The organism is Neorhizobium alkalisoli (assembly GCF_007829835.1).
Taxonomy (GTDB): Bacteria; Pseudomonadota; Alphaproteobacteria; order Rhizobiales; family Rhizobiaceae; genus Neorhizobium.
In genome coordinates this window covers 111,953-132,457 of record NZ_VIWP01000009.1, presented here as the reverse complement: position 1 = coordinate 132,457, position 20,505 = coordinate 111,953, and the positions used below count along the sequence as shown (strand labels likewise).

Genomic DNA, 20,505 nt, shown 5'->3' with positions numbered 1-20,505 from the left:
CCCTTGAGGGCAGCGGGGTCTCGCTTGCAAAAGGTCATCAAATGTCTCACGAAACCCGCAAAGGTCACGGAAAACGCATCGCCGTGGCGGGCGCTACCGGGCGAATTGGCGCGGCACTTATCGCGGGACTTGTCGACGACGACGTCGATCTGGTGCCGCTTTCCCGCAACACGTCGCGTGAACACATCCTCGGGGGACTAGCGGCGACGGTTGTCGATTTCGAAAAACCTCATACCCTGGCAAAGGCGCTCGAGGGTGCGGACAAGCTGTTCATCGCGCACGGTACCAGCGCGCGCCAAGTCGAAAACGAGATCGCCCTGATCGATGCCGCCGTCGCATCCGGGGTCTCACATATCGTGAAGGTCTCGGTCATGGGGCCGCCGCTTCGCCTGCATCCGTTCGACTGGCACCGGGAGATCGAAGCCCACCTCGCCACGTGTGACATCGGCTATACCTTGCTGCGTCCGACAACGTTCGTTGACACCCTGGCGCGTGCCTCTTCTCCGGTGGCGCAAGGTTCTTGGGGTGGGTCGGCAGGCCACGGCCGCGTCAATCTGATCGATACACGAGATGTCGCTGACGTCGCGCGGGTGGCGCTCCTGGAAAACGACGACGTCCACGCACAACGTGCCCATCACCTGTCGGGGCCGGCGGCCGTTACGATGGCCGAGGTCGCGGCCGAACTCTCGAGACAGCTCGGCCGCGAGGTCGTCTATCAACATCGTCACCCGGTCGCCCAGCGCGATCTTCTGATCGGCTCGGGCCTGACCGGGATGGTCGCCGATCTCCTCCTCGGCATTGAACTCCTTATCGAGCGGTCCGCGCAGGCGGAGACGACCGCTACGGTCACTGAACTGACCGGGAAACCTCCCCGCCCGTTTTCCTTGTGGATCAGGGAGAACATCGCGGATTTCCAGCAGCCACTCCGGAGCGTTCGATGATTGACTATCCGCCATTGCCGCCGATCAGAACTGGCCTGAGAGGCCTCTGCCCCCGTTGCGGACAGGGCCACCTGTTCGATGGATTTCTCACGCTCAAGAAGAAATGCGAGGTTTGCGACCTGGATTACTCGTTCGCGGATCCGGCTGACGGTCCCGCGTTCTTTGTCATATGCTTTACATGCGTTCCTGCCGTGGCTTTCGCATGCTGGCTGGAGGTCGAATTCAACCCTCCGATCTGGGTCCATGCGGTCTTGTCACTTCCGGTCGTACTGCTGGCCTGCATTCTGCCGCTGCGCCCCCTGAAAGGGTGGCTCGTGAACAGCCAATTTTTCTACAAGGCGGAACAGGGCCGTATCGACCGGGGATACAAGGCTGAAACACGCAAGTAACAGCGGAAAAATACCGACTTCAGCGACAGGCGAAACGCAAGGACTGCGGCCGCGATCCGTGACGTCTCGTCTAGGATGTAGGGCGAGCCGAGTTCAGGCAGCGCCGACATCGCGCCACCACCTCGCATCTGGTTCGTGAGCCTATCCGATCTTTAGAAACCCTTGACTGATTTCAGGCATATTCGCCACAGAGGCGACCTTTCGTTCACTAGATTGGTTGGAGACCACCCTAGTGAGCCGGGACGACATCACCCAGCTCCGGCCGGTCATCGACCGAAACCTCGGGCGGGCTTCTTGGAATAAACGAGCAGCCTTTCGGAAACGCCGGGATGACGCTTGACTACGCCTCCATCCACTTTTGCAACGCGCTACTCAACGCGAATTATGCCGCTATTCTCTTCTTCCTGTGGTTTCGGAGACGTGAGGACTGTCTGCTCCTCTGGGGCAGCAGTTTCCTGACACTTGCATTGTCCACGGCGATGATGTCGGTCGTAGACCACTCCCTGGCGATCGCTCTCCTGTTCGGATGCATTTCCGCCAATGTCTCCCTCCTGTGGGCGGGCACGCGAGCATTCGATGGAGGGAGACCTTTCGTCTGGGAGATGGCCGCAGTTCCGGCCAGCATTTCCGTTCTCCACGCGGCGCTGGCTGCGACGGCGTCGCTCCAGACGGCGAACGCCGTCGCAACGGCATTGCTGGCTGTCAATGTCGCATTCGCCGCCCATCATTTCTTCACCGGTCACGGTGGGCAATCCAATCCCGGTCGCCGCATCTCCGCCTGGGCTCTGTTGGCCTACCTGCCGATCTACGCGGCCTCAACTGTTCTTTCGTTGTCCGGCACCGACAACCACGCTTCCGCGATCGTCATCCTTGTCAGCGACCTCGTGCTCAACAACGCGTTCATGGTGGGGCTGGTGGCGATGATGGAGGGCAAGGCGCGACAGGCACTGACGGTTCTCGCGGACACAGACCCGCTGACCGGCGCGCTTAACCGAAGCGGTTTCTTCAAGCGTTGCGAAGAAAGATCGCCCGACGCCGTTCTCGTCGTCGACCTCGACCATTTCAAGGACGTCAACGACACATTTGGTCATGCCGCCGGAGACGCTGTTCTCAGGGCGTTCCATGAACGGATACGGACCGCGATCGGCGAAGGAGAGTACATCGGTCGGATCGGTGGCGAGGAGTCCGCCATCGTGCTGACGTCGTCAGGCTCGCTCGACGTCGGCGGGCGTGCCGAGAAAATCCGGAACCTGGTGTGCGACACACCCGTGTTTTTCGAGGGTCATTCCATCAGGGTAACCGCCAGCATCGGGGTTGCGACCGCTTCGAAGGTAGAGCCGATCGCCGAGACGCTACGCCGCGCCGACGAAGCCATGTACAGGGCAAAGAGAACCGGCCGCAATAAAGTGGCGGCTTGATTAAGGTACAGAACCTCTGTCAGCGTCCTCGACCACGCGAACGGAGAGATTCGGGTTGCAGGCCCCGGCGTTGCTGCCTACAGCACCTTGATCTCCTAGATGGTTCGCCGGGCCCCGCCTCTAACTGCAGAGGCCCGGCATTCAGCCTCAACGGGCGTTGGCGGCGTCTTCGATCACCTTGGCGACGCGGTCGGGATGGGAGACCATAACGACGTGGGACGAGCCTTCGACCTCGACGGTTTCCTTGGCGTTCGCCCGCTTGGCCATCCACTTCATGGCTTCCGGCGGAATGTTCTTGTCGGCGGAGCCGAAGATCGACCACGAAGGAATGTCCTTCCATCCGGCGTTGGTGGCGGCTTCGCCGAGGGCGACATCGGTTACAGGACGCTGCGAAGCGGCCATGGCGGCAGCTGCCTTCTCGGAAACGTCCGCGGCGAACTGCTTGTGGAACTTGTCCTGCTGGATGTAGAGGTCCTTCGTGCCGTTCTCCAACTCGACAGGCTTGTCGAGCGTCGGGGAGAGCGTGCTTCCGGGAAACTTGCCGCTGAGCTCGAGGGCGGACTCGCCGATCTCAGGAGCGAAAGCTGAGACGTAGACGAGCGACTTGATCTTTTCGCCCTTGGTCGCGGCTTCCGAGATGACCGCGCCGCCGTATGAGTGGCCGACAAGAACGACGGGCGTATCGAGGTTTGCGATGATCCGCTTGAGGTACGCGCTGTCGCCCTTGACGCTGCGCAACGGGTTGGCAACGGCCACCACCCGATATCCGTCGGCCTCGAGCTTCCCGATGACGCCAGTCCAACTGGAGGCGTCGGCGAAAGCGCCATGGACCAGCACGATGGTCGGCTTCGTGTCGGCTGCAAAGGCCGGGACACTCGCCAGCGAAGTGGCGAACAATGCGGATGCGAACAGTTTCTTGAACATGGGGGATATCCTGGTTCGATTTTCGACTGCTCGAGAAGGCACCAATTTCGTGCTTAGTTATTGTACATTCGGTCCCAAAGGCACGCAGGGATGGAATGTCGTACCGCGTTTGCGGCGGGCTGCCTCAAGCTTCCTGAGCCTCCGAGGCGAGAAATTTCAAAGCCGCCTCCGCCGTCTTCATGTCGCCTTTGACCGGAGAACAAGAAAAAAGCCCCAGTGTCCGTTCAACCCTTTCGCGGTCTGCTTCCAGAGTTTGATGGCTTCCGTGCTTCGCGAGGCTGTTGGCGCATTTGAGTTGCCATGTCAGAGCCGACTGCCCCTCGGCGATCCGGTAAGCGTCGAGAAGCAAACCCCTCCCGCTGCGATCGCCGCGGTCGAGCAGGATTTCGCCTTTTAGCCTGACTAACTCCGCCTGGCACCAACCCGCTTCGCCCGCGAGAGCCAGCTCTATCAGGTCTAACCCGGCCGGCTTTCCGGCAACCGCCACGATGTTTTCGAGACGCGGTCCGTTTCCGCCATGCCGGAGGCAAGCGATCGCGGCCTCATGATCGACGTTCCCCGCTCCGAGGGCATATTCGTACCCCTCGACCCATTCCTGCCAACGATAAAGGGAGTTCCTCGTCGAGATATCACGAAGGATGCCCAGAAAGCGGTATCCGAGCTCCAGTTCACCGAGCCCGAAGTAGATCGGGCAGGCTCCGACGGCGAGGCCAAGGCACGTCGATATCGGATGGTCAACGAGTAGTATGTCCGACGTGAGTTCATCCAGGTGTTCCAGTGACATCTCTATCTGCCCCCTGATGAAGGCCGTTTTGGCCATTACCATCAAAGACAGCGTCTTTTGACCGAAGTTCGCGCCGCTTGTCAGCGTCCCCCGGACCGCCTGACCGTTAGCCCGCAGCGCACGCGCGGCATACTCGTATGCGTCATCGTGTGCGCCTAGATAATGGCTGTTGTGGGCGAGGATGCGGTTCACCGCGGGCTCGGCGGCTTCGCCCAGATCCCGTTGCAGCTCCAAGGCGACCTGGTTCGCGTCGCGATAGCGGCCTTGGGTGGTCAAAAGCGCGCAAACACCGCTGCCCGCCCGCAGGAGCCTCGTCGCGTCATTCAACGATCGCGCCGACCGCGCCGCCAGTTCAAACTGTCGCCGGGCTTCCGCGTCACCATCGACGCTATGTACGTTGTAAGCGATCGAGCCGTATGCCGACCGTAACTGCGTTTCCAGCAAGGCGTCGGTCGACGGTTCGAGGTCAAACGAGCGCACGGCTTTCTCGATATGCCGCAATTGTTCGTTCATCAGTCCCAGTTGGGTCCAGAGCGTCACGGAGCTGGCCAAAAGCTCGTGGTAAAGGCGCGTCTGGCCTGCCTCCTCGCAGAAAGTCAGAGCGAGGCGGAGGTCATGGATCAGTATCCCGTAGCCGCTCATCCATTGCGCTGTCTGCAGCTTGTCCCATTGGAACTCGGCTTCGCGCATCCGGATGAGGAGGAGCGATGCATGGGCCAAACGTACTTCACCCTGACGTCCGGCCGCCGCCAGTTTGATCGCCGCATACTCTCTCGTGGTCTCGAGAAGACGCAAAGCTCTTCCGGATTCCGATCGCGCGAGAAGTGACTTGGACTGCAGGCCCCAAATCGCGTCTTCGGCTTCTTCCTTGCCGACAGCCATTTCACACACGGCGAGCGCGCCCTCGCGTGAAAACGAGTATGCGAAAACGGACAGGGCCTGCAGAACGGATTTTTCGTTTTCCGTGAGGAAGCCGTAGCTCCAGTCGAGTGTCGCCTGGAGGGTTTGCTGGCGACGAGGAGCCGTGCGGCGGCCCCTTCTCAGGACGGTCAACGGTTGGTCCAGCGATGCCAAAAGCTGCTCCAGTCCGAGATCGACAACGCGCGTGGCGGCGAATTCGATGGCGAGGGGAATGCCCTCCAGTTTCCTGACGATGCCCGTCACGACGTCCATCTGCTCGCGTCGCAGGGGAGTTCCCATTTCGAACGATTGCTCCATCCGGTCGATGAAGAGAGCCACGGCCGAGCGTTGCATCGCCTGTGCCGACACCTCGCCTTCCTCTGGCACATCAAGTGAACCGAGGCGTCTGATGGTTTCGGCCTGGATTGAGAGAGGTTCTCTACTGGTGGCGAGCACCTTTACATCCGGGCACGTTCGGACGATGCGCTCGATGATCTGTGCCGCCTCAGCGATCACGTGTTCGCAGTTGTCGAATACCAGCAAGACGTTCTGCCGTGCCAAGGCAGAGACGATGCCCGGCAGCGGATCTTCGCCGTAAACCGAAAGCCCGAGCAAGGAAGCGAGGGTGGGCGCGATAGCGCCCGTCGAACCGAGGGCGGCCAGATCCAGGAAATAGACGGCTTCGTGATCTTCCTTGAGCAGGTGCGCGACTTCCAGCGCGACGGTGGTCTTTCCGATCCCTCCGGTGCCTACGATCGTCATGACACGCGAATGGCGGAGCTCCAGGCACCTTGCGACGAAGCTTTCCCTTCCGATGACGCCCGTTGACTTACCCGGCAGGTTGCCTTTGTTCTGTCCCAGCGGTCGGACCGTCTCGACGGCCGGCTGGGTTACCCGCACGGTCGCCGACAGAATGTATCCGCGGCCTGCGACGCTCTGAACGAGAGAACCAGCGTCAGCGACCGCCAGCGCCTTTCTGAGCGCGACGAGATGGACTCTAAGAGAGTTTTCCGCGGAAACGCTATCGGGCCATACCGCACCAAGAATTTCGCTCGACGACACGACCTCGCCGGACCGCGAAGCCAACACGGCGAGGATGTCCATAGCCCGAGACCCGATCTTCACGGGCTCACCGCGATGCTCCAGCAGCCTGCGGGATACGTCCAGTTCGAAATCAAGAAATCGGATAGTAGACATCAGGGTGTCCCGGAACCCTCTCGAACAACCCGCAGACGAGGGGCAAGCAATCGACCGCAATTCGGCAGAATTACCTTACCGCTTCAATTTGCCCGGACATACCTAGCCATAGAGTCAGGTTGAAGAGACGTCCCGGAGCGGAATAACTGAATCAGCCAAAACGGGGGTGATACATGCGGGTCGGAAGCGCGGAGGTTTTACGGATCGAGGAGTACCATGGCCTCGGGTTTCCTCCGAAAGCGTTCCTGCCTGATTGGGATGACCAATTGGTCGAAAAGCACCTGCACTGGATGGTGCCGGACCACTACGCGCCGGATGAAGGCAGACTTGTAGGTTCGATACACAGCTGGCTGATCAAATTGCCCAACTTGACTGTCCTCGTCGATACATGCAGCGGAAACCACAAGAACCGTCCCGACAGCCCGTTCTTCGCCATGATGAATTCGAGGTATCTCGAGAATCTCGCGGCTGCCGGAGTAGACCCCGACGACATAGATTACGTGTTCTGCACGCATCTCCACATCGATCACGCAGGCTGGAACACGCGTCTCCTCAACGGACAATGGGTTCCGACATTCCGCAACTCGAAGTACGTCGTGTCCCGGACCGAGTTCGAGCGCTTGGTCGGGGAGGGATCTCCGTCGGGCGACGATCTAAATTTGATCGCAGACACGATCCAGCCGATCATCGACAGCGGACAGTGGCTGCCGATAGACGCCCCGTTTCATCTCTGTGACGAGCTTCTCATAAAAGCCAGTCCCGGCCACACGCACGGACACTGCCATCTTACCCTTTCCTCCGGTGACGGGAGAGCGGTATTCTCCGGCGACATCGTCCATCACCCGATTCAGGTCCATATTCCAAGCTGGAACTCATCGGCATGTTCGGCGACGGACGCGGCCATACCAACGCGGATCAGAATACTTGAGGAATTGAGCGAGACGGGCACCTGGCTCATGCCCGTACATTTCGCGAAACCGTTTTGCTGCAGGGTCGGAAAAGCCCAGGATCAGGGTTTTATCTGCGTCATGGAGTAGAGACATGCGCATCGGCAAAGGTCGGGCAAAAGTGTGTTCTCTTGAAAGGCAATCCGTCCGCATCCCCCTCTTTAGAGGCTTAACATTCCCGCGAAGGGATGCTCGGTTGTTCCGATCTAAGCGGCGATAAAGGACTTCATGCGAAGATATGACTCGAGACGGCTTGGTGGCTCGCGAGGGGAGCCGATTGAGTGTGGCGTCTACATGTGGGACGCGGCCGCGGACGCGTTCAGGATGGACGCGACCCTGTGTCGATACCTCGGGCTGCCCGAAGAAGTCGGCGTCGAGGGGATCGCCCTCCGCCGTGTCGTCGATCTGATCCACACGGCCGATAGTACCGAATTTTCGAACGCGATCAAAAATTCCGCGCGGACCGGATCGTCTTTCAGACAATCGTTCCGGCTAGGGGCGACGAGCGAGCGGGCGGAGAGGCTGCAAGCTATCGGCCACTCTTTCTTCGGCGCGCAACACACGCCGGGTGTTTGCACCGGGATGGTCTTCCGGACAGCCAGAGGCGCGAAGTCTGCTGAGGCAGAACTGACTGACCATTGCATCGCGGCTTACGAATTCGCACGAAAAAGCAACTCCGCCATGGTGCAGTATCTCATTTCCATGGCGCTGATCGAACTCGGTTACCAGATCGCCGGGTTCGAACCGGGAAGAGTTCAGTAGCGCAGCCTACAGTCATCGCGGACACACCGGCGCATCCGGTATGTCCGCGATGGCGTTGTGTCGTCAGCCCTTCACGAAGGCGAGGAGATCCGGATTGATGACGTCCGCGTGGGTCGTCAGCATACCGTGCGGGTAGCCCGGATATACCTTGAGGGTGCCGTTCTTGAGGAGCTTGACGGACAGGCGAGCCGCATCGTCGATCGGGACGATCTGGTCGTCGTCGCCGTGCATAACCAGCGTCGGCACGGTGATCTTCTTGAGGTCTTCGGTCTGATCGGTCTCGGAGAAAGCCTTGATGCCGTCGTAGTGGGCCTTTGCGCCGCCCATCATGCCCTGTCGCCACCAATTCTTAATGGTACCCTGGGAAATCGTGGCACCCGGGCGGTTGAAGCCGTAGAACGGGCCGGTCGGCAGGTCGAGGAAGAACTGGGCGCGGTTGGCGGCGAGAGCGTTGCGGAGGCCGTCGAAGACTTCGACCGGGAGGCCGCCGGGGTTCGTTTCGGTCTTGAGCATCAGCGGCGGAATGGCGCTGACGAGGACCGCCTTGGCGACGCGCTTCTGCGGCTCGCCGTATTTCGCGACGTAGCGCGCGACCTCACCACCACCGGTGGAATGTCCGATGTGGACAGCGTTCTTGAGGTTCAGGTGCTCGTAGACGGCGTTGGCGTCCGCAGCGTACTGCTCGATCGTGTGGCCGTCGGCGACCTGCGAGGAGCGGCCGTGACCGCGACGGTCATGGGCGACGACGCGGTAGCCTTTGGCAAGGAAGAACAGCATCTGGGTGTCCCAGTCGTCCGAAGACAGCGGCCAGCCGTGGTGGAAGACGATCGGCTGGGCGTCCTTGGGACCCCAGTCCTTGTAGTACAGCTCCACGCCTTCCTTGGTCTTCACGAATGCTTCGGTCATTTCGAATTCTCCTTTGAGATCTTCTTTGCGTTTCTGGTCGGCTGCTTCGGCTACCGGGACAAACATAGAAAAAGAGACGGCTGCCCCTGCAATGAGTGTCTGTCGGCGGGAAAGGTCGTAGGTCACAAGTCGCTCCATCGTTCGTGCCGGGTCTCGGCATGCAGCGAACTTAGGGAGGGACCCGGACGGATTATTGTAGATTCGGGTACAAACGATTCCCGCGGACAGGTCACCGACATGGCGGTCGGCGCTCGGCCGTTATTCCGTGGGCTCGATCGAATGTCTTGTCCCCGAGGAATACGGATGGGGAAAAAGGGGACTGATGTCGGCCGCTGCGATTGACGTGGACGAAGCGGAAGCGCGGTCGCTTCTTTCGTGGTTTAAGTAGCTGTGGGCGGCTACACCCATCACGACCGCGCCATAAACCGCGATGATCGGCCAAGCCTGGGGATGAGAGGCGCGATAACGGGTATCCGATTCCATTGTCCGATCTCCTTCAAGGTCGGGATTGGAATAGGACAGCAGGCCGCCGCGATCTTGTAAGATGTCGGCGCAGGCTCACGCTTGCGGATTGCCCTCCCTGAGCCTGAACTCCGGATTCCTTTCCTGTCGTAAAAACCTCTTCCTTCGTTGTGGCGTACGGCATCGCGGTCGCCCGACCACCGATATCCCCGAGGCAGGATCGTTCAATAAGGACCCGCCGGGCACAGCTAGGTTCCTCGCGGGCCAGTCAATCCGACCTCATGGCCAACAGATTTTTCAGGTCACGCCAGCCAAGGCGGGTGACCAGACTAACCGAAAAGGCATGTGTTCGTGGGAGTTGCCCCTTCTGAGCTGGCGAAAGACGAGGCACGGTCCGATGTCCAGACCGCCCGGCAGCATTTCTATCACGATGACGAAAGCTTCGACTATCCGGAGGGCCAAAGGCCCGCATTGCCGGGGTCTCCGGGGTTCCCCGACCACCCGGCCGGCCGTCGTGCCATATACGGTTTAACGGCCGTCATCATCGGGATTACCGGAGCTCTGGGAAACGCGATCGTTGCCGCCAACCTCCCCTATATCCAGGGATCGCTGGGGCTTGATCTCAGTGAGGTGGCCTGGCTCCCCGCAGCCTATTTCGTAACGAACGCGATCACTGGCTGCATTCTCGTCAAATACCGCCAGCAGTTCGGGGTAAGGTCGTTCTGCATGGTGTTCCTGGCCCTGCAGGCCGTCCTGATCACGTCGCATCTATTCGTCAATGGGTTGGCCGGAGCCATACTTGTGCGAGCGGCGAGCGGGGTATCGGCTTCAGCGCTTACCACACTCGGCGTCTTCTACATGATGCAGGCCTTTCCCGCCGCTCACAGGCTAAGGGCCGTCTGTCTCGGCGTCGGAACACCGCAGCTTTCGTTGCCTCTCGCCTGGCTCGTTCCAAAGGACTTCCTGGCCTTGGGAAACTGGAACGGGCTTTACCTCTTCGAACTGGGTCTCTCACTCGCCGCGCTTGGTATCGTCTCGATCGTTCGTCTTCCGCCCGGGGTGCGGTCGAAAGCGTTCGAACCGTTGGATGCCCTTAGCTTCAGCCTATACGCGGTCGGTTTCGTCATGTTCGGCTCGGCGATGGGCCTCGGGAGCTACCTCTGGTGGACCAACGTCGCCTGGATCGGCTGGTTCTTCGCCGCATGCCTCCCGTGCTTCGCGCTGTTTTTCTTCATCGAGGCCCGCAGGGCGAAGCCGCTCATCGACGTGAAATGGCTTTCGGCCGGGACGTTTGTCGGCTGGGCGCTGATCGCCGTCCTATGCAGGTTCGTCCAGTCCGAGCAAACGATCGGAATCCTGACGATGCTGCGCGACTTCGGCTTGACGAACGACGATACCAGACCCCTGACCGGCGCAATTTTCGTCGGTGCGGTCGTGGGCCTGGTCGCCGCGGCGCTGATCGTCGCGCCGCCGCGTCTACCGCTTATGGTTTTCGGCGCGTTGGCGCTCGTCGCCGTGGCGACCTACATCGACACCGGATCGAGCGTGTCGACCCGGGTTCCCCAGTTGCTGGTCAGCCAGCCGCTTATCGCCTTCGCTGGCACCCTCTTTATAGGTCCGGTCTTCATCTTCGGGCTCGGGCGGGTCCTGGCCGATGGCGGGGTGCGGATGACGAGCTTCATCGCGCTGTTCAACGTCACGCAGTCGGTGGGGACATTGACGGGCAACGCGTTCACCCAGACATATCTCTTCCACGCACAGCAGTATCACCTCGGAGCCTACGCCGCCCAGGCGACACGGTCCGATCCCGAAGTGGCGGCGCTTCTGTCCACCCTTGCCGCCCGATACGCTCCGGTCATCACGGATCCGGCGACGCGATCCGCCGAGGGCGTCGCGGCCCTTTCCCAACAGGTCACCCAATACGCGCGGGTCGCCGCGTACATCGACGTCTTCACGGCAATATCGCTGGCGGCATCAGCAGGCGCAGTTGCCCTGCTGGCGTTCATCGCGGTCAGCCTCTTCAAACAATATCGGAGTAAGCCATCATGAACGCGGTCTCCCCAATCATCACTGCGCAGGCCGACAGAGCAGCTGATGCGCCAACCGCGCCACCACGACAATGGCAGCCCAAGATCAGCAGCCTTCTGACAAAGGCCTTCGCGTTGTTAGTGGTAGGCGCAGGCATGGCTGCCATACTCGTGGCCTGGCAGTTGCCCCCGTTTTCGACTTCCGTCGTCAAGACCGACAACGCCTACGTGCGGGGGCGGACCACGATAATCAGCCCGCAGGTGACGGGATACATTTCCGAGATCGCCGTACGGGACTACTCGGCGATCAATCGGGGCGACGTCGTGCTTCGGATAGATGACCGGGTTTACAAGGCTCAAGTTGCGGCCGCCCGCGCAGACCTCGATATCGCAGTCTCGAATCTCGCAAACAACCAGCAAGCGATCGCCCAGAGGCGGCTCGACATCGCGACCGCGGAAGCAAAGATCTCGAGCGCGGGCGCTCAACTCGTCAAGGCTGACGCGGACTTCAAACGTGCGTCCCAGCTCGCGGACAAGGGGTCTGGCTCCATCAGTACGGAAGACGCCGCCCGGGCGGCGCTTGGTGTCGCTACGGCCGCTCTCCAAGAGGCTGACGCGGGACGGGGCAGCGCGGAACAGGCACTCAAGGCCGCCGAGGTGAACAAAGCGGCGCTCGGGGCCAACGTGGAAAGCGCGAGGGCCAGGCTCCAGCTAGCAGAAATCAACCTTGGCTACACGACCGTCACGGCACCCGAAGACGGGAGGCTAAGCGACGTAACCGCCCACTTGGGGCAATATGTCACCAACGGCAGCCAGCTCACTTTCCTCGTTCCCAAAGCCCGGTGGGTAGTCGCCAACTTCAAAGAAGCCCAGTCGGGTGCGGTCCGGCCTGGACAACGGGCGTGGTTCTTTGTCGACGCGCTGGCCGGGTCTCGCTTCGAAGGCACCGTTGAAGACATATCTCCGGCGGCCGGGTCCGAGTTTTCCGTCCTGCGCACGGACAACGCCATCGGCAACTTCACCAAGATCCCGCAACGTATCGCGGTCCGCATCAAGATCGATCCGAACCAGCCTGGAATCGAGAGGCTGGGACCGGGAATGTCCGTCGAAGCCCACGTCGATACCGCCTCTCTAAACACCGACCAAAAGAGCCATTGAGGAGACCATCATGAACGTTATGCTCAACGATCCGTCGGACCCATGGCGACGCGAAGCGCAGACTTACCCGGTCCTTCCTCAGGACACGATCGACCGGGTTCGGCCTTATGGTGAGCATCAGGTCGTGCACGAAGACAGCATCGCCTTCACACGAGGCGATCGGGCGCTGGACCTGTATTTGATTCTGAACGGCGAATTGGAGGTGCATGCCGAGCATCCAATCGAGGGACGACAGTATCTCTACAGCTATCGCGCCGGCCAGTTCAGCGGCGAGCACAACATGTTCAATGATCGCAACACTCTCCTGTCCGGCAAACTGATCGCGGGTACTCAGTTCATCCGGGTTCCCCACGACATGTTCCGCGCCCTGATAACGGGCGAGCCCGATATCGGCGAGATGATCATGCGAGCCTATATCCTGCGCAGGGCAGGACTTGTCCGCCATCTCAAGGGCGGCGGTGTACTCGTCGGCCACCGTGACAGCTCGGAACTGCTCCGCATACAGCGCTTCCTCACCCGAAACCTTTATCCCGTCGAAGTGCTGGACGTCGTGGTAGATCCGGGGGCGGCGAACGCGATGCAGGAGCTTTCCATCCCGCTTTCGGCGCTTCCGGCGCTGGTCAAGCCGGATCGGCAGGTGTTGTCGAAGCCTTCCGATGAAAGGCTCGCCGAGGAGCTGGGACTCTTCGAGCCACCGGAGGAGGGTGTCGTCTACGATGTCGCAGTCCTTGGGGCCGGCCCGTCGGGTCTCGCTTCCGCGGTCTATGCGGCCTCGGAGGGGCTGAGGACGATCGTCGTGGAAACGCTCGCGCCAGGCGGGCAGGCGGGAACGTCGTCGAAAATCGAAAACTATCTCGGGTTCCCGACCGGAATATCAGGTGAAGCCCTGGCCGGGCGGGCGCATATCCAGGCGCAGAAGTTCGGCGCGCGCATCTGCGTCTCGCGAAGCACGGTCTCGCTCGACTGCTCGAAGAAGCCGTTCGAGATCGGTCTGTCCGATGGCTGCACCGTGCGGGCGAAAGCGGTGGTCGTCGCGACGGGCGCTCGTTACAGGACACTCGATCTGCCAAATTACGAACGTTTCGAGGGGCAGGGCATCCACTATGCCGCGACCGCGATGGAGGGCAACCTTTGCTCGGCGCAGGAAGTCGTTATCGTCGGGGGTGGAAACTCGGCCGGGCAAGCGGCGGTGTTCCTGTCTCGCACCGCGAGGCACGTGAACATGGTCATGCGCAGCGGCATTTCCTCCACCATGTCGGACTATCTCGTTCAGAGAATAAGAAATTCACAACACATCACTCTCCACGAGACGTCGGACATCACCGGGCTTCACGGTGAAAACGGTCTCCAGGGCGTGAGCTGGAGCAACAGGAAAACCGGACAGTCTTTCGAGCGCCCGGCGACCAACTTGTTCGTGATGATCGGCGCATCGCCGAATACCGAGTGGCTGGCGGGATGCGTGGAACTCGATCGGAGCGGTTTCGTGGAGACCGGGTTTCCGGACGAGGGAGAACTGGCCACGCCTTCCACGCCTTTCCGCACGAGCAAGCCCGGGGTCTTTGCCGTCGGGGACGTCCGCTCGGGATCCATCAAGAGGGTCGCCTCCGCCGTGGGGGAGGGGTCGGTGGTCGTCGCCGCGATCCACCAGTTTCTAGCCAAAGCCTGGTAGATGCGCCAGGTTTCTGCAGGATGGAACCGCGAACGGCTCGTCTCAATAATATCGGGGTATCGGGCCGAGCCGGGGCGACTGATCGGGGAGCTCAACAAACTCTTCATCGATGTAGCACCAGCCCCAGCCTTCCGGCGGATCGTAGCCCTCGATCACTGCATGTCCAGTGTGGTGGAAATGCGCTGTCGCGTGCCTGCCCTGCGATTGGTCGCAGCAGCCGACGTGTCCGCATTCGCGGCACACGCGGAGATGGAACCACGTCATACCCTCCGCGAGGCACTCTTCGCATCCCAGCGTCTTGGGCCGTACGCTCCTGATCGATCGGCTATGCGTGCACATGGTGTGATCCTTCATTTTCAGCACGTGATAAGGCGGCCTTCAGGCGGCCTCGGACGCTGAGCGTGTCTCAGGGATAGAATGACGGGAATGATCTGATATAGCCGGAAAGCATGCTGGAGATCATGTAAAAGGTCGCGCCCGAGATCGCCATGAGAGCGAGGATAGGACCGACATCGGCAAGTGACGGGGTATCGTCAGCAGGGGTCGCCTCGACGGTACGGACGCGGAAAACGTTGTCGTTCGCGGCCCGCATGCGACGTGCCGCGGAACGGGATCTCATCCGTCCGAGCGGGGACTGTCTGAAAATGCAGGAGGTTTCTGAAAGCTTGAGAGCCATGTCGTTACCTGTGGGTTCGAGTTGATCGTCCCTCTTGGGTACGGATATCGCGAGGCTTTGCTGGTCTATAGTACGATCGGTCTCTCACGAGTATCCAGACGAGATACGGTCCTCGGAACACGCATAACCGATCCCGCTATCAGACGTTCAGACACCGCGGTGGGAAGAAAATGTCGAACACTATCTGCCCTCGACCGCCGCAAACGTTCCCCGCGGCAGCAGCTCTTCGTGCGCTTCCGAGACCATGCCGTGCCTGCCGTTCAGTCTGGCGATGGCACGCGTCGAATTTTTTCGGGTGTCTGAGGCTTGTTGAGAAGTGAGGTACACTTTCACCGGGCTTCCGGTTTGGAACCACAAAAGCCGATGGCTCGCGTCTGCAGGCCGTCGGCTTTGTCTTGTCGCCGCGCTCGGGGTTAGGAAAGCGAAACGTCCATCGGAATCGGATTCCTCATCGAGTTCGCCACAGGAGAGAAGTAGTTGGCCTGCCTGACGATCTCCTCCAGCTCCTCTCTCGTCGCGTCGCCTTCGAGGTCTACCGACACCCTGATAGCCTGGAAGCCCATCTGGAAGGGTTCGCGTGGCGCGCCACCAGCGCCCCAGGCTGCGGTGTTTCCGACGTCGCCTTCGATACGGAGTTCGAGGCGAGAGAGCCGGACGTTCCTGAATGTCGCAACCGCGGTGATTCCCACTGCAAGGCATCCGCCCAAGCCAGAAAGCGCTATCTCACCCGGTGCCGGCGCGGTATCTTGCCCGAACAGATGCAGGGGCTCGTCAACGACGACCGGGTCGTGATCGCCGACATAGCTCAGTGTGCGATACTGACCTTCGCAGACGGTATGTACGACGTTCGTGCCCTGTCGATCAGGATTGTCGCGTCCTCGCTTGGCGAAGGCAAGAAGCCCGTCGCGATCGATAGGGCGAAGATAGGCTGTGATCGTTGTCGGCTGTTCATCCTGTGACATGAACTTCTCCACGTTTTCTTGATTCCTACGGTCTCGGTAGCCCGGATCGAAATGTCGTGGGCAGCCGTTAGGGAAGCTCGCTCGGAGGGTGAAACGGAAGCGATCACGCTTTTCCCCGGATACCGGAAAGCGCGGTCGCTGTTCCCGTTCCATGCCGACCTACTATCGATCGCTTCCGATCCGAATGCGGCTGGTTATGACCAGAGACCGGTCGGGCTGGATCATGTACGTCTCGGTGTAGCGCTGGCCGTTGGAATAGAAGGTGTTGTCGAAAGTGCTTCCGACGGGAGCCTTCTGCAGGCGGTGGGCCGGCTGGCCACCGTACGTAACGCTACCGGGAATGGGGTCCAGAGCGAATGCGGAAGACGCGAAAAGTGCGGTCACGCCGAGTGCGGCAAGTGCGAGTTTCATTGTTTTAACCTCAGATTGACGACATGGGACCATTCCCTGTCTGAGGCGAATATGTGCGTCGTCTGACCGAGCTTATTGTAGGATAGCGCCCTTGGGGCCCCGGTCAGGCGATCGCACGATCCGACAATCCCGATCGAACGCCATGTCCAATCTTCACTGCACAGATCCGGCGATGGATGCACCGAAATTGCCGCCGGGCGGTTGGAGATAGCGAGATGAAGAGCGTGCTTCCGGATATCGGCAACATTTCCTACGTGGAAATAGACGACGTGAATGTTCGCATTGCTACGGGCGGGCGGTCCGACGGAATCCCTGTAGTCATCACCAGCCCCTGGCCCGAAAGCATTTACGCTTTTAGGGGGATTCTGGCGTCAATCGGCAGCTTGGCCCCCTATGTTGCCATCGACTTGCCGGGCTTCGGGATGTCGCAGGGACGGTCCGACCTGATGTCACCGACGGGGATGGCTCGATTTATCGCGCGGGCCGCCTGGAAACTCGGGATTACCCGGATGCACGGCGTCGGGCCCGACGTAGGCGCACTCGCGATGCTCTTCGCGGCTGCCGATCGCCCCGATCTCTTCGAAAGCCTCGTGGTCGGCAGCGGAGCCACGAAGGTCGAGTTGGCCGCCGGCGGTCTTGTCGACTTGATCGCATCTCCGCCCGGAGCGTTTGCCGATCAACAAGGCGGCGATATCGCGGTCGGCTTTGTCACCGCCTCGTCCGCAAACATGCCGCCGCCCTCGGTGATCGAAGATTACTGGCACTCGTCATCAGCCGAGAGGTTCGAGCAGGCAACCAATTTCGTCCGGTCGTATTCACACGAACTTCCTCTCCTCGATAAACTCCTAACCCGGATCGAAACGCCTGTGCTTGTGCTGGCAGGAGCTCAGGACCCGATCGTCCCTCCCGCCAACGGCGAATACCTGGTGAAGGGTATCCGACGTTGCCGACAGGTTCTCCTGGATGGCGGCCACCTGATCTGGGAAGACTCTTCGGATGGCTACGGGGCCGAAATAGCAAGCTGGATAGGCGGGGCGTACAAGAAGCTCGGTTCGATCAATAGCCGCGCCTGAAGGCTTCAAGACCGCGGGACTCGCGGCAACGCAAGACCCCACCGAACTCCTCTCAGAGTGACGAGAGAGCGCGATCCTTCAAGAACGGGTCCTCGCTCAGCGGATAGTTTCAATGCAATCGAGTCAAGCAGTCAGGCGACAAGCCCTGCTTCTTTGAAGAATGGAAAGAAAGCAGATGCGAGTTCTGGTTCTGTTTGCGCACCCGGCGCAACGGAAATCGAGTATCAACACGGCGATGGCGGCAAGCGCCACAGAGCTGGAAGGCGTGACCTTCGTCGATCTCTACGCCGAGTATCCTCGCTTTTCCATCGATGTGGATCGCGAACAGCGTCGGCTCATGGAACATGACGTTATCCTGTTCCAGTTTCCAGTGTTCTGGTATTCGACCCCCGCTCTTCTCAAGCAGTGGCAGGACCTCGTTCTCGAATATGGCTTCGCCTATGGGCCACAGGGCAAGAAGCTGGCGGGAAAGCACACGATGGCGTGCGTTACGACAGGAGGGGGCATATCGGACTACACAGAAGACGGTGGCAACCGGCGGGTCTTCGAACAGTTCCTATATCCTCTTGAACAAACTGCGACGCTCTGCGGAATGGAGTATCTTCCTCCGTTCATCCTGTATTCCGCCAATCACCTCGCGGAAGAAGCCGCGCAACTCCACATCCGATCCTACCCTCGGCTTCTGACAGCGCTGCGCGACGATAGATTCGACATCCCCGCCCTCCGCCTGCTGCCGACTTTCGGGAGCTTTAATTTACCTGATCTAGTGAGGGACTGACCTGTGGAAGGGTTGGCATTCTACGCACTGTGCTATCTCGCGGCAGCGGTTCTCGCCGTCATCGTGTCACAGCGGATCGGGCTGGGTTCCGTGGTGGGCTACATCGCCGCGGGGGTTTTGATCGGCCCTGTTTTCCAGATTTCGGTAGCGGGATCGGGTTATCTCGAACAGTTTTCGGAATTCGGCATCGTCATGATGCTGTTCCTGATTGGCCTGGAGATCGATCCCCAGATGGTCTGGCGTCTCAGGGACAAACTTCTCGGCCTCGGAGGCCTTCAGGTTGTCGCCACGATAGCGGCGGTCACCGCAGCCGGCGTCGGATTGGGTTTTAGCTGGCAGCAAAGCCTTCTTTTCGGTTTCGTCGCGGCCTTGTCCTCGACGGCAATCGTTCTCCAAACCCTCGAAGAGAAGGGCCTGCTGAGGTCCGATGGCGGGCAGGCGAGTTTCGCTGTCCTTCTTTTCCAGGACTTGGCCGTCATCCCGATGCTCGCCTGCATCCCCCTGATCGCGGGCAGTGGACTTGGATCTTCGTCCGGGCATGGCGGGGCCGCCTTTCTCGCAGAGCTTCCCGGTTGGGCCTCGGCGATCCTTACTCTTGCGGCCGTCGGCGTGGTCGTGGCCGCGGCACACTTTCTCTCGCGACCCGTATTCCGAACCATAGCGCTCCTTGGCCTTCGGGAAGTATTCACCGCTGCCGCGCTTCTGGTCGTGGTCGGCATCACCGTCCTGATGTCGGCTGTAGGCCTTTCGCCCGCGCTCGGCGCATTCCTTGGAGGCGTCGTGCTCGCGAACAGCGAGTTCAAGCACGAACTGCAGAACGATATCGAGCCCTTCAAGGGGCTTCTGCTCGGACTGTTTTTCATGACTATCGGCGCAAAGATAGACCCCGATATCCTGTTGGCTAACTGGCTGACAGTTGCTGCCGCGACGTTTTGCCTGATAATCATCAAGGCTCTCGTCCTTCTTCCGCTGGCATGGTTTTTCAATGTCCGAGGTCCCGCCGGGTGGCTTTTCACCCTTGGACTCGCCCAGGCAGGGGAATTCGGTTTCGTCCTGCTTACCATCGGCGGAGACCGCGGCTTGCTTTCGCCCCCGACCGTGTCGGTATCGGTACTGATCATCACCTTCAGTATGGTACTCACACCCCTCCTTTTCGCGCTCTCCAACAGGATCGTTGTCATGCTCGATAGGCGTGGGGGGCATCGGCGAAACGCGGACCAACCGGATCAGGGCACGATAATCCTCGCCGGAGTCGGCCGGTTTGGACAGATCGTAAACCGGATGCTTCTCGCTAACGGACACAAGCCCGTCGTCCTGGATTACAGGGCGGACGTGGTGGACAACGTCCGGAAATTCGGAGTGAAGTCGTTCTTTGGGGACGCCGGCAGGCCGGACCTCCTGGACTCGGCCGGCCTCGCACACGCGGTGCTACTTATCGTGGCCATAGACGACCCCGACAGAGCGACAGAAATCGTGTCCTACGCCCGCCGGAGTAATCCCGGCATCCAGATCATCGTTCGCGCCTACGATCGGCTCCATCACTACAAGCTTGTAGACGCGGGTGCTGATCACATTGTCCGCGAGATGTTCGATGGATCGGTGCAGGCTGCGGGCATGGCCTTGGAGGCTCTCGGCATGCATCCCTACGAGGTGGAAAAGCGGAAAACAGTATTCGTCGATCAAGACATCGCAGGGCTGGCTCGCATGGCTACCCTCGTGGAAAGCGATACGCCCGCAGTGAACAACCCCGATTTCATTGCTGGTTTCAACGATATCGGGAAAGTAATCGAAAACGCGATGATGGGGTACCGTTCCGGCTACGACGAAATGGTCACCAGAGGATGGAACGCTCCTGATGCGGCTTCCATTCACGTGCCTTCGGATACGCATCCGCGCAGAACGGCCCGAAAATCGGAATAGGCGGTTTCAGAGGTCCGTTGGTTTCGGAGCCCTACAGACATCCGAAGTCGTTCGCTTGCAGAATTGATAGGGGTCGGCGATCCATCCGACTCCTTCTAAGCCCCTAAAGCTTGGCTAGATAATGTCCCCTGCGCTATCCTTGGGTCCGTCGATGCTGTTTTCGTTACACAATGACCAAGATGGTAGTGCAATACGTTCGCG

19 protein-coding genes are annotated in these 20,505 nt (G+C 60.3%); 11 read left to right on the top strand and 8 right to left on the bottom strand.

The features are described 5' to 3' along the window. The first annotated feature begins 41 nt into the window (after nt 1-41). From FHW37_RS26405 to FHW37_RS26395, 3 genes are all read left to right on the top strand, one after another. On the top strand, nt 42-941 hold the full coding sequence (locus FHW37_RS26405) for an NAD(P)H-binding protein (RefSeq protein ID WP_145641822.1): 900 nt from the start codon (nt 42-44) through the stop codon (nt 939-941). Next, on the top strand, nt 938-1,330 hold the full coding sequence (locus FHW37_RS26400; protein WP_145641820.1) for a DUF983 domain-containing protein: 393 nt from the start codon (nt 938-940) through the stop codon (nt 1,328-1,330). The genes FHW37_RS26405 and FHW37_RS26400 overlap by 4 nt, the downstream gene beginning before the upstream one ends. A 329-nt stretch (nt 1,331-1,659) precedes the next feature. Then, nucleotides 1,660-2,748, top strand: coding sequence for a GGDEF domain-containing protein (locus FHW37_RS26395; RefSeq protein WP_145641818.1), 1,089 nt, complete (start codon nt 1,660-1,662; stop codon nt 2,746-2,748). Between the two features lie 147 nt (nt 2,749-2,895). On the opposite strand, the gene FHW37_RS26390 is transcribed toward FHW37_RS26395, so the two are convergent. Together FHW37_RS26390 and FHW37_RS26385 are read right to left on the bottom strand one after the other, a co-directional pair. Continuing rightward, nucleotides 2,896-3,672 carry an alpha/beta fold hydrolase gene (locus tag FHW37_RS26390; RefSeq protein ID WP_145641816.1) on the bottom strand — a complete coding sequence of 259 codons (777 nt, stop codon included), beginning with the start codon at nt 3,670-3,672 and terminating at the stop codon, nt 2,896-2,898. Nucleotides 3,673-3,796: 124 nt separating this feature from the next. After that, entirely contained in the window at nt 3,797-6,553 is a 2,757-nt protein-coding gene (locus FHW37_RS26385) for an ATP-binding protein (RefSeq protein WP_145641814.1), read from the bottom strand. Between the two features lie 173 nt (nt 6,554-6,726). Here FHW37_RS26385 and FHW37_RS26380 point away from each other — a divergent pair, with 173 nt between their 5' ends. Both FHW37_RS26380 and FHW37_RS26375 read left to right on the top strand, forming a co-directional pair. After that, nucleotides 6,727-7,590 (top strand): MBL fold metallo-hydrolase, encoded by an 864-nt coding sequence (locus tag FHW37_RS26380; RefSeq protein ID WP_145641812.1) that lies wholly within the window; start codon nt 6,727-6,729, stop codon nt 7,588-7,590. Nucleotides 7,591-7,824: 234 nt separating this feature from the next. Then, the gene (locus FHW37_RS26375; protein WP_145641810.1) at nt 7,825-8,262 is read left to right on the top strand and encodes a hypothetical protein; all 438 of its coding nucleotides are present in this window, start codon (nt 7,825-7,827) and stop codon (nt 8,260-8,262) included. Nucleotides 8,263-8,325: 63 nt separating this feature from the next. Here FHW37_RS26375 and FHW37_RS26370 read toward each other — a convergent pair whose 3' ends face one another. Both FHW37_RS26370 and FHW37_RS26365 read right to left on the bottom strand, forming a co-directional pair. Continuing rightward, nucleotides 8,326-9,168: an alpha/beta fold hydrolase gene (locus FHW37_RS26370; RefSeq protein ID WP_432442900.1), complete on the bottom strand. Its 843-nt coding sequence runs from the start codon at nt 9,166-9,168 to the stop codon at nt 8,326-8,328. A gap of 258 nt (nt 9,169-9,426) precedes the next feature. Further along, nucleotides 9,427-9,651, bottom strand: coding sequence for a hypothetical protein (locus tag FHW37_RS26365; protein ID WP_145641806.1), 225 nt, complete (start codon nt 9,649-9,651; stop codon nt 9,427-9,429). Between the two features lie 324 nt (nt 9,652-9,975). Between FHW37_RS26365 and FHW37_RS26360 the strand changes: the two genes are divergently transcribed. From FHW37_RS26360 to FHW37_RS26350, 3 genes are read left to right on the top strand one after another with little or no spacing between them, the layout of a single operon-like run. Continuing rightward, the gene (locus tag FHW37_RS26360; RefSeq protein ID WP_145641804.1) at nt 9,976-11,679 is read left to right on the top strand and encodes an MFS transporter; all 1,704 of its coding nucleotides are present in this window, start codon (nt 9,976-9,978) and stop codon (nt 11,677-11,679) included. After that, a complete protein-coding gene (locus tag FHW37_RS26355) occupies nt 11,676-12,815 on the top strand; it encodes an HlyD family secretion protein (protein ID WP_145641802.1) in 1,140 nt (379 codons plus the stop codon). Before FHW37_RS26360 ends, FHW37_RS26355 begins: the two co-directional genes overlap by 4 nt. Before the next feature lie 10 nt (nt 12,816-12,825). Beyond that, nucleotides 12,826-14,484, top strand: coding sequence for an FAD-dependent oxidoreductase (locus FHW37_RS26350; protein ID WP_145641800.1), 1,659 nt, complete (start codon nt 12,826-12,828; stop codon nt 14,482-14,484). A gap of 42 nt (nt 14,485-14,526) precedes the next feature. On the opposite strand, the gene FHW37_RS26345 is transcribed toward FHW37_RS26350, so the two are convergent. The 4 genes from FHW37_RS26345 to FHW37_RS26330 form a co-directional block, all read right to left on the bottom strand. Beyond that, nucleotides 14,527-14,823 carry a UBP-type zinc finger domain-containing protein gene (locus FHW37_RS26345; protein ID WP_432442899.1) on the bottom strand — a complete coding sequence of 99 codons (297 nt, stop codon included), beginning with the start codon at nt 14,821-14,823 and terminating at the stop codon, nt 14,527-14,529. A 67-nt stretch (nt 14,824-14,890) separates the two neighbouring features. Further along, nucleotides 14,891-15,076, bottom strand: a complete 186-nt coding sequence (locus FHW37_RS26340) for a hypothetical protein (protein WP_145641797.1) — start codon at nt 15,074-15,076, stop codon at nt 14,891-14,893. Nucleotides 15,077-15,573: 497 nt separating this feature from the next. Then, on the bottom strand, nt 15,574-16,122 hold the full coding sequence (locus FHW37_RS26335; protein ID WP_145641795.1) for an OsmC family protein: 549 nt from the start codon (nt 16,120-16,122) through the stop codon (nt 15,574-15,576). 162 nt (nt 16,123-16,284) lie between these two features. Further along, nucleotides 16,285-16,533 (bottom strand): hypothetical protein, encoded by a 249-nt coding sequence (locus FHW37_RS26330; RefSeq protein WP_145641793.1) that lies wholly within the window; start codon nt 16,531-16,533, stop codon nt 16,285-16,287. A gap of 215 nt (nt 16,534-16,748) precedes the next feature. Here FHW37_RS26330 and FHW37_RS26325 point away from each other — a divergent pair, with 215 nt between their 5' ends. The 3 genes from FHW37_RS26325 (at nt 16,749) to FHW37_RS26315 (ending at nt 20,304) form a co-directional block, all read left to right on the top strand. After that, nucleotides 16,749-17,606 (top strand): alpha/beta fold hydrolase, encoded by an 858-nt coding sequence (locus tag FHW37_RS26325; protein ID WP_186458405.1) that lies wholly within the window; start codon nt 16,749-16,751, stop codon nt 17,604-17,606. Between the two features lie 175 nt (nt 17,607-17,781). Next, nucleotides 17,782-18,384 carry an NAD(P)H-dependent oxidoreductase gene (locus FHW37_RS26320; protein WP_145641789.1) on the top strand — a complete coding sequence of 201 codons (603 nt, stop codon included), beginning with the start codon at nt 17,782-17,784 and terminating at the stop codon, nt 18,382-18,384. Between the two features lie 3 nt (nt 18,385-18,387). Then, the gene (locus tag FHW37_RS26315) at nt 18,388-20,304 is read left to right on the top strand and encodes a cation:proton antiporter (protein ID WP_145641787.1); all 1,917 of its coding nucleotides are present in this window, start codon (nt 18,388-18,390) and stop codon (nt 20,302-20,304) included. Nucleotides 20,305-20,505 lie beyond the last annotated feature (201 nt).